This is a genomic window from Methanohalobium sp. (genome assembly GCF_046546175.1).
GTDB lineage: Archaea > Halobacteriota > Methanosarcinia > Methanosarcinales > Methanosarcinaceae > Methanohalobium.
The window spans coordinates 1-9,496 of sequence record NZ_JBKGYF010000064.1 but is presented as its reverse complement, the minus strand read 5'-3'; the positions used below and the strand labels follow the sequence as shown (position 1 = coordinate 9,496).

The 9,496-nt window shown below is 34.7% G+C and carries 9 protein-coding genes; 3 read left to right on the top strand and 6 right to left on the bottom strand.

Going from position 1 to position 9,496, the window contains the following annotated elements; genetic code table 11:
• Window positions 1-409 precede the first annotated feature (409 nt).
• The 4 genes from ACLFMM_RS07420 to ACLFMM_RS07405 all read right to left on the bottom strand — a co-directional run bounded on the left by ACLFMM_RS07420 (window position 410) and on the right by ACLFMM_RS07405 (window position 2,858).
• The gene (locus ACLFMM_RS07420) at window positions 410-1,228 is read right to left on the bottom strand and encodes a rhomboid family intramembrane serine protease (RefSeq protein WP_410808093.1); all 819 of its coding nucleotides are present in this window, start codon (window positions 1,226-1,228) and stop codon (window positions 410-412) included.
• Between the two features lie 28 nt (window positions 1,229-1,256).
• Window positions 1,257-1,625, bottom strand: a complete 369-nt coding sequence (locus ACLFMM_RS07415; protein WP_410808092.1) for a hypothetical protein — start codon at window positions 1,623-1,625, stop codon at window positions 1,257-1,259.
• Window positions 1,626-1,680: 55 nt separating this feature from the next.
• The gene (locus ACLFMM_RS07410; protein WP_410808090.1) at window positions 1,681-1,974 is read right to left on the bottom strand and encodes a hypothetical protein; all 294 of its coding nucleotides are present in this window, start codon (window positions 1,972-1,974) and stop codon (window positions 1,681-1,683) included.
• Window positions 1,975-2,120: 146 nt separating this feature from the next.
• Window positions 2,121-2,858 carry a metal-dependent hydrolase gene (locus tag ACLFMM_RS07405; RefSeq protein ID WP_410808089.1) on the bottom strand — a complete coding sequence of 246 codons (738 nt, stop codon included), beginning with the start codon at window positions 2,856-2,858 and terminating at the stop codon, window positions 2,121-2,123.
• A gap of 103 nt (window positions 2,859-2,961) precedes the next feature.
• Here ACLFMM_RS07405 and ACLFMM_RS07400 point away from each other — a divergent pair, with 103 nt between their 5' ends.
• Complete coding sequence (locus ACLFMM_RS07400) at window positions 2,962-3,315, top strand: hypothetical protein (RefSeq protein WP_410808088.1); 354 nt, start codon at window positions 2,962-2,964, stop codon at window positions 3,313-3,315.
• 552 nt (window positions 3,316-3,867) lie between these two features.
• On the opposite strand, the gene ACLFMM_RS07395 is transcribed toward ACLFMM_RS07400, so the two are convergent.
• Complete coding sequence (locus tag ACLFMM_RS07395) at window positions 3,868-4,011, bottom strand: hypothetical protein (protein WP_410808087.1); 144 nt, start codon at window positions 4,009-4,011, stop codon at window positions 3,868-3,870.
• 352 nt (window positions 4,012-4,363) lie between these two features.
• Window positions 4,364-4,597, bottom strand: a complete 234-nt coding sequence (locus tag ACLFMM_RS07390; protein WP_410808085.1) for a hypothetical protein — start codon at window positions 4,595-4,597, stop codon at window positions 4,364-4,366.
• Between ACLFMM_RS07390 and ACLFMM_RS07385 the strand changes: the two genes are divergently transcribed.
• Window positions 4,596-6,965, top strand: coding sequence for a PD-(D/E)XK nuclease family protein (locus ACLFMM_RS07385; RefSeq protein ID WP_410808084.1), 2,370 nt, complete (start codon window positions 4,596-4,598; stop codon window positions 6,963-6,965). The two genes, ACLFMM_RS07390 and ACLFMM_RS07385, sit on opposite strands and share 2 nt — an antisense overlap.
• On the top strand, window positions 6,956-9,496 hold a 2,541-nt coding region (locus ACLFMM_RS07380), incomplete at its 3' end, for a UvrD-helicase domain-containing protein (protein ID WP_410808083.1). The genes ACLFMM_RS07385 and ACLFMM_RS07380, both read left to right, overlap by 10 nt.

The following is a 9,496-nucleotide window of genomic DNA, read 5'->3' as shown; positions in this document are numbered from 1 at the left end:
ATTTTTGTGTTTCATGTAACATAGAAAATGAAATTTGTTTTGATTTTTAAGTTCACAGACCAAGTACCCCCTAACTTGGTCTGTATTGTTCTCCCAAAGTCACCCCCTATTTATACTGCCCTTTTCACTCACCAACCCACTCAATTTATACAATCACAAGACTTGTGATTGTATTTTTTTGTATGGTTTTTTTGTTTGAGAGTAAATGATGAACAATCAAAGCCATTTTAGTTATTAATCGAATCCAGCAAGTACTATTTAAATTAATAACTATGTGTTACATGGATAAATTTCTGTATATCAATATAAGTAGTGATGATGATTTATCAGGATATGTACATTATTTTAAGTATACAAGAAAAAAATAGAAGGTTGTAATAATAATTAGCCCAATGCTATATGTCGTTAATCAGTTATATTCATCCTTCCATTTCTCAACGAGAACCGGAGCCAGAATTCCATAAATATAACCGATGTAATGCGAAAGCGAATTGACAATCGACCCTCCCTGTGTAGGATTCAGCGGTACTATAATATAGAACGGGAACAGAAAAACAACAGTTAATGTTATCAGGAAAACATAGTACTCAAATTCCAACATATTAAGTTCCCTTGATTTCCTCCTAATATAACCAAGGTTTTTCAGATACCCAGCCATCTCCCTGATGAATTCCTTATTCAGGTAGATGAGGACAGCTGTCAGTACAAAGATGAAAGCTAACATCAGAAATACCACATCCAGATACAGTGAGAACAGGAAGAAGTTGATAAGCAGTATCATCCAGACGAAGTTGAAATCAAGGTTAAAACCTCTGTTTCTGAGATACCTGTAGATGGTGTACAGGAAAAGTCCGATAAGAGCCGACACTATACCTGAAAACCCGAATGATTTCAGCGGCAGAATCAGTATGAAAAGGTAAGCCAGTGAGGTTATGATGGGTACATCCACGTATATCGACAGCATGTTCCACTTGAATTGTTTCCTGTCGGTCGTGAAATTCAGTATTAAAAACATTATGATAAGATAGGGGATGAGGTTTCCCAGTAAGTGACCCAGATCGAAGTGTACGAATGCTGAAAGGTAGATGCTTGGTATGAAAAGGTTCTTTGGGTCGAGTGAGAAATATGCAGTTTTTATGGGTTCGGGTAATAGGTAGATGAGGATTAGGATTGTTGGGATTATTGCAAAAAAAGTTAAAAATGTTTTATAATCCCAACCTCTAATCAAAAACCAACATCTCCAGAAATAACCAATTTTAATTAATAAACTTTTGATAATACCAAAAAGCTCCAGCTATTACAGCTGCAATCATAAAACCTACAACATCAAAACTGTAATTAAAAGGTGTTAATGATTGGATATTTATTGGTAATGGTATTGCTGAACTGATTAAAGTTCCCATTGATTCCATTATTAAAGAATTGAATTTAAACGTAAATTCGGATGTATCCATATTTTTGATTTCGCTGAAATTTAAGTATGATGAGATATTAAAAAGAAAACGGATTGTTCCAAAGATAACATACGACTGAAATCCTATATGAACACTGTTTGTTTCATCCTCTAAAATAATACTACCCCTGATCCTGATTTTCTGTTCCTTTCGGCAAAATTTAGATGACACCTATCAGGACAGTATATAATAAATGCTTACCCCACTTAAAAATTGAATACAAAGTTTATTTCTTTTTAGATTTTTTCTTCTTTTGATTTTTGTTTAATCCTAAATCCTCAGCTATAGCGGTTTCTGGATTTTTTCTTCCATCACCGGTAAACATTTTGTTTACTTGACCTTTGGTGGTTGTAGGTTCTTTTGTTTTCTTTTTACTTAGTCCTAAATCCTCAGCTATTGCATTTTCGGGGTTTTTCCTTCCATCGCCGGTAAACATTTTATTCATTTCACCTTTGGGTGTTTTAGGACCCTTTGACTTTTTGTTAAATCCAAAAAGATCATTTTCATCTTTTTTTGACATTTAGCTCACCACAATATAATATTTGACATCAAACAATATAAAGATTATTTGATCTGATGGCTTTTTTATTATTCCATGTTTCTATGTTTCACTATTTATTTTGAATGATTGAAAGATATAATTGTTTGAATTTACTTAAACCCAGTTTATTGATACCAAATCTTATTGGTGGATTTGGAAATGTAGATTATAATTATCCACATTATGACAACAACCAGAAATATCAATGGATAAACCAGATAATATGCAAAATTTATAACTTCAAAAGCGTAACCAAATATTAGGATACCTGTTATTCCCCAGAGACTTATCTCATATATTGATGGTCTATAATCTTTTATTTTTGAACTGGAGACCGTAATGATATTGCCTTTAATTTGTTTTAGACCGAAGGGGAATTTCCAGTTAATCCCTGTTCTGGTACAGGAATCCTCGATGAGGTGCAAAAACTGTCCGGATAATAGGCCTACAAAAATAAACAATACCATAGTTGTATTAAATCCCAGGAAAATTGACGCTACAAGGGCTAACAATGTTAGTAAAACAGAGCTGATAATAACCCCAACTGGTGAATGCATTATGCCTCTGTGGGAATGGTCCACCTGGCATTCCAGCGTCAACCTATCCTTTTGATCCAGAGTCCTGAATATCCATACGACCAGTTTTTGAATAGTTATCATGGCATCGTATACCGGTTTAAAATCGTAGTAAAGCTTTGGTTTTCCACCGCAATCTGCATCTGGTATCAATGAACCTATAACTCCGGATACTAAAAACAGGATGTAGACTGGAATTAGCTCCGTATTATTATCTGCAAACATCAATGGGACTATAAACGGTATCATTGTTGCAACTGTTAGGCTTACATGATGTTTACCAAGCATAAGAGCTACTTATAACACCAATTTCTTAAAAATGTATTTATATATTTAGAGTAGATAGCAATTAAAAGGCGATTTTACTTTTTCAAATGTAGGAGAAATATCTTTGCCAAATGGTGATAATATAATTGATGGGTTTGATCGAGGTATAACTAGTGGATTTTCAGGGTTTGCATCTGGAATGATTTATAAAAACGTGTTTCCAGCGCTGATTAATGCAGCTGAAATTTTACCGACTGATAATTTTTATTTTTATCTTTTTTCTTTCTTTATTACATTTGTACCTATAGTTATACTATTATCTACTGTTTCAGAAGGTTTAACTGTAGGTTTTTCTTTTATCGTTGGTTTAGTGTTTGTTGGCTTTTTTTTAAATGATTTTGGAACTGTTATTGCAGCTTTTATTATTTTTATTTTTTATATATTAATATACATGAAGCACAATGAATCTTACATATAATCCAAATAAACTATCAAATCTGATTCAATAACTTATAGTCCAAAATCTGAAACGTGTCCTTGGTAACACAAAAATAAATCATTAATTGGCTTTATATTCTAATTGTTTTTTATATAAATTTGGGAAAATGAGACGATTTAATTATTAATTATGTTAATTAAATAATTTGTCTATTTTACAAAGACTAGGAAATCAAACATTGAACAGTTTTTATATAATCATTCTCAATTAAATGTATTAATTACATGAACTGATTAAATTAATTATCTATGAAATATTACTATCTTTAGCCCACATTATTAGATTAAACCCCGCAATTCTAAAGATTTTATATTCATATCATTACAATATGTAGAATATTTTCAATTTCCAGTGGAAATTGTGATGAGTAAAATAAATATCCAAATAAAAATAATTTTGTATACGTATAAGATTCATTAAAGAATATATAAAACGTCATTTAAGATTATGTAAAAATCTTATAATAATTACCCTAAAGAACTAGCTAATAAATTAATAAAGATAGCATAAAAAGAAAACTGGAAAAATCCATCACTCTTGTTCATCTTCATTCTCATCTTCTCCAAAATCAGCATTTATAAAACTGTCTAAAAGTCTATCTTCAGCATCTTCTTCAAGTTTTGCCCATCGTTTGTCAATTTCCTTAAATCTTTCTAAAAGTTCATCATCGCTCATTGATTAACACCATCACTATTAATTAATTTATAAATTTATATTCATGGAAAGTTCGTATCGTACATTACACCAATACTTGTTATTCGGATATTGGTCTTCAATTCCAAAATACTAGTAACCCACCAAAGTTATATTCAAATCACTTAAACTATTATATCGTTCATCCTTATTAAGACTTCTCAAACTCTGTAGAAATCCTCTTTTTCAAAGTACAAGGATATTATTATTAAATACAAGATGTGATGGTGGATATTGTTATAATATCAGTATTATGTCTAATGGAGTTAATATAACCAAGTATTCTACAGTGCGACTTATACTAAAATATTTAATGTTTGGCAGTCTACATCTATTAGAGGGATATCCTGACATTATCAGTTACAGAAGCATTATCACTGGACCAGATATATGATAAAGTAAAAGAGTATGATATAGTCCTCACTGTAGATGCTCCACTTGCAGATGCACTAAATTCCAGACTGGATTCACCCAAATTGGGAATATTTGCTACCACTCCCAGAAGGCTGTCATACCAGATTCTTAATGAAGCGGAGAAGTACCTTGAAGATAAAAGTAAACTGTTCATGGAGATTATAAACAGCACAAAGATAACATGGAAACATGCAGCCTATCTGCTGGAAAATATTACCAATTGCTGGGTGGAAACAGGAAATATATATGAGATATTAAAATACGATGGATTCGATTCATCAGAAACTAGACAAATAATAGATATACTGGAAAGCGGTACCAACCCTTACAATGCCATAGAACAGTACAATATAGATGAAAACTTGAACATTGCAGTTGTGGGGCTGCACCAGTTTACAGGCTTGGATAGGAAAGTACTGCCTGATAAATACGATGAAATTCCTGTTTTCTCAGATTCGATCAAACAACTTCCCAAGTTCTGTGTATTCAATTCAGCCACCGAAATCATCCAGACAGTTATCGAGAATATCAAAAATAATCATCTGTTGGATATTGCAGTGGTTCTGGAACCTGGCAGTTCCTACCAGTCACTTCTGGAATCAGACCTGAAAATCAATGGGATACCCTATATGACTACCACTGATTTTTCAGAAGATGAATACCTGAGAACATTTCTGCAGATTCTTCGAACTGGATTGTATAGAAGAGGACTCAGGGTCAGAGATGTAAAACCAATATTAGCACATTTTGATATTCATCTCTCATCAAGATATGATATGTGGAAAATAGATGTGATGAATCATCCAGATATAACATGGTTAAAGGAATTCCTCAATACAGTACCTGGATCAACTTTTAAGGAAATACTTGAAGAATATGAGAGGTATATCGATAAAAAACAGGAATACCTGAAACAAATCTTACATGAACTGGGAATACTTACCATCCCAATAACACCGGAAGCAGTTAACTCCATAGAGTATTACCTGGATACATTTGACAATCCAGTTGACCAGAGTGGGAGAGGTGTAATGTTGGTATCTCCCAAATCTTCTACCTATATTGATCGACCCATTGTATTTTATCTGGGGATGGATTCTTCCTGGACCCCCGAATCCCCAGATAAATTATGGGTTAATGAAAAGGAATTTGATGAAAAAAACAAACAAAACTTTCAGATCCTTTTGCAAAATGGTGAAGACCAGTATTTTCTTGTCCAGGATACTATCATGGCTGAGAAGGTTACACCTTGTTTTTATTTCAATGAGTTCAGTGACGAGGAAATAAGCTCGTTTACAGATTTTCCGCATGAGTTCTACGGGTTTAAAGGACCAGAGAAGCAGAATCCGTTCCAGAAACAGGATACTAACGTAGATACAAAACCTGTGAAAACCCTTAGCCAATCAAATTTAAACATATTCGCATACTGTCCAAAGGACTATTTCTTTTCCCAATTGGTTGATGGAGAAGATACCAGGTACACTATTAATGGCAGTTTACTCCATGATTTTGCCGAATTCTATGTAAACCATCCTGATTTTGTGGACAGTAATTGTACCGATGAATTTGTGGATATAATGGTAAACAGAACCCAGCCGTATCTGGATGATTTGGAACTTGATGTTGCAAGGACTGTTTTCCGGGTAGGTATAGAGAATATAAGGTCATACCTGCAGACATATGACTATGAAATAAAGAAGCTGGATGGTTATACGAAAAACGATGACCAAAATACATTCTCCAATCATTTTAACAAAGATTTAGGTTTTAATCTGACTGAGATGTATTTTAACAATCCTGAACTCGGAGGCAAAGGAAAAGTGGACTTAATAAGGTCTCCTACACACCTGGTTGACCATAAAACTGGTAAAAAGCGGTCTATCGGTGACATTATGAAAAAGTCCAGTACAGAAAACATTGAATCTAGACCGGACTTTCAGCCCAAGATGTACCTTTCTCATCACAGATATGTGTGTCCGGACAGAAAGCTGAAATTCACCTACCATCATCTGTTGAACAACCTGAAAGAAGTAATCTTTGGTAATGGGTCATATGATGATAATGTTGTGGATATTTTTTATTATCCCTATTCATTCGATGATTTAATTTCAGATAGGGAAATCTATGATATACTAATCGATGGTATAAGTGAAACCAACCCGTCAAGAAAAATCCTGGAGTCGATGGGTTATGATAATTATCACTGGTTCTTCCAAAACAAAATCCTACCAAGTTATGATAAGAACGAACTCCTGGAATCCGAGCTCTGCTCTGAATTTGTAGCATTTGCAAAGGGCCTGATTGGTGATTATAAATATGTTGAGAATGGGTGTAAAAGCGCTTTGAAAAAGATGCTTCAGTTTAGAGAAATAAGTTATTTCAAAGATGATCTTGATGAGTTTGAAACTTTTCTCAAAGAACAGATTGAAAGACTCAACGAATATAAAGAAACACGATTTCCGGTGGGAGATGTGGATCCTGAACAAATCCAGCATAAGGATATGGTGATCAAATGGGAGTGAGTGGACCTAATACCCGTCAAAAGGAGCTGATAGAGAATGTTGAAGGAATTTATCTTGCAGATGCAGGTCCAGGTACTGGAAAAACCCATACCATCTCTCTCAGGTATGCCTATATACTGGAAAATAGGGATGTAGATCCAGATGACATCCTGTTGATAACCTTTACTAACAATGCTGCTGAAAATATGAAAGAGCGGATTATCAATAACTGTGAATATGATAAATTTGCTCTTCGTGAAGCACCTATATCTACATTCCATAGCCTCTGCAATCGGATACTCAATAGATATGGATTTGAAGCTCCAAAAATAATTGGTATAAATGACCGTATAACACCATCGATACGCATAATTGATAATGAGATACTGGAAAAACAGGAATTTCACAGATATCTGCAACAATTCATTTCTAGCCATCCAGAATACAACGATTTTTATCGTATTTTATACAATCATGATGAACCTCTGAACCTGATCAAATCCCTGGCATCCAAAGGAATATTTCCAACAAGAAATGGCTGGTTCAGGAACTCAGAGAAATATCTTGATGGTGATTATGATGAATTCAAGAGAATTTTTGATAGAGTGAACCAGCCAATTCCTGGATCAAGGGGTCCAAAACAGTCTGAACTTAGAGGGCGGTTAAATGATTATAAATACAAATGTTTTCCTCCAGATGCACCTGATGCAGATGAAATTCGTATAAAAGATGAACCACAGGTTCCTGAAGAATTTGCTGAAACGGCTTTTTATGAAAACCGTGAAGAACTGAAAAATTTCATACACGATCTATATTTTGAGTATATTGAATATTCCCTGGGCAGGAATTACCTTAATTTCAGTTTTATGATGATGCTGGCATATTCTTTATTATATGAGAACCATAAGCTCAGAGAACAGTTAAGATTTGAGTACGTTATGATTGACGAGTTTCAGGATACCAATGAAATCCAGTTCAAGCTTGCCATGCTGCTGTCCAAAGGTAATTTCTGTGTGGTTGGTGATTGGAAGCAGAGTATCTTCGCATTCCAGTATGCATCTGTTGATAACATCATACAGTTCAGGGAAAGGCTCGGTAAATACAAGGAAGACCTAAATCAAGGTTATCAACGTATCGACTATCCAGTGGATTCAATCCGTGAGATTCCACTGACAGAGAATTATCGTTCAACCCAGAACATAATTGATTTTTCAGAACAGGCTCTCATGCTGGAAGCTACCAAAAACGAGGTTCTTGATAAAGAAGAGATTCAATCGAGGATAATCCACTTGAACTCGGTTAATAACTACGGACCAACAGAAATCTCCGCATATACCGGAGAAGATCAAAAACAGGTGATTCTTCGGACGATAACTGATATTGTAGACAATTCCAGTTATACATTCGTGGAAAACGGCCACCATCGTCCAATTAAATACCAGGATATAGCTGTTCTAACAAGAACCAGAAAATTCGGGCTTGAATTACATTCAATGGCTCAGGAATACAACATCCCAGTTGCCTATGAAGGTGGGATTGAACTTTTCAGAACTGCTCCTGCTTTGATGCTGATTGCATGGTTGAGAGTGCTCAATTTTAAAGACTCAAAAAAAGGATGGTCAGTAATTCTGGAAGGTTCTGGTTACACCCTGGATGAAGTCAAACATATCCTTCATAATAAAAACTATCCACAGGATATGCTTGATTTTCTCGGTGAACTCAAGGAAATTGATTCGATAGGTGCCATTGCACGTTATATTTTCAACAAATATGGTATACATGGTGTATTTCCGGATCGTATCATCGAAATCCTTCAGAACAGTTTCGATAACACAGAAATGAATACAGGAGAACTAATCAATTTCATTGAAGATAACATCTGGGCGAATACGACATATGAGGTTGATGGCAGCCAGGGAGATGACGCTTTCAAAATCCAGACCATCCATAGTGCCAAAGGTCTGGAGTATCCAGTAGTTATACTGCCAGATCTTGGTGTTAATACAGGTGGTTATAGAGGATCAATAGATTACAGAGAACCACTGGGACTGCGGCAGAATAAGTTGTATCATGAAGACCCATTTCCATATACATATGATAACTGGAAAAGCTTTCTGGTATCCAGATGTCTTAGCGGAGATTATGATGAAGAACGCAGATTGTTGTATGTGGCCATGACCAGGTCTGAAAATTATTTGTTCTTAACCGCTGATAGCGACAAATATAGTGAATTCTTTAATAATTTGGATATTGATTCTGAAACTGTGGACTCGGTTGTTAAATCAGTGGAACCGATACAATACGAAAAGAACATGCTGACAGTAGATGCACCAGCAAACCATGGTTCTGTTAAATTATCGTCTCATTCTCTTTTCCATGAACACAGTTTTGATTCTGGTGGTAGCAGTGCAGAATATGGACTGAAAGTGCATCAGTTTGCTGAAAATTATGCAAAAGGGTTGAATGTAGTCCCAGATGATAGTGATGAAACCAATGTAAAGGATTTCATTGATTCATTGAAAGGAGATCTTATCTGCGAAAAAGAATGCCTT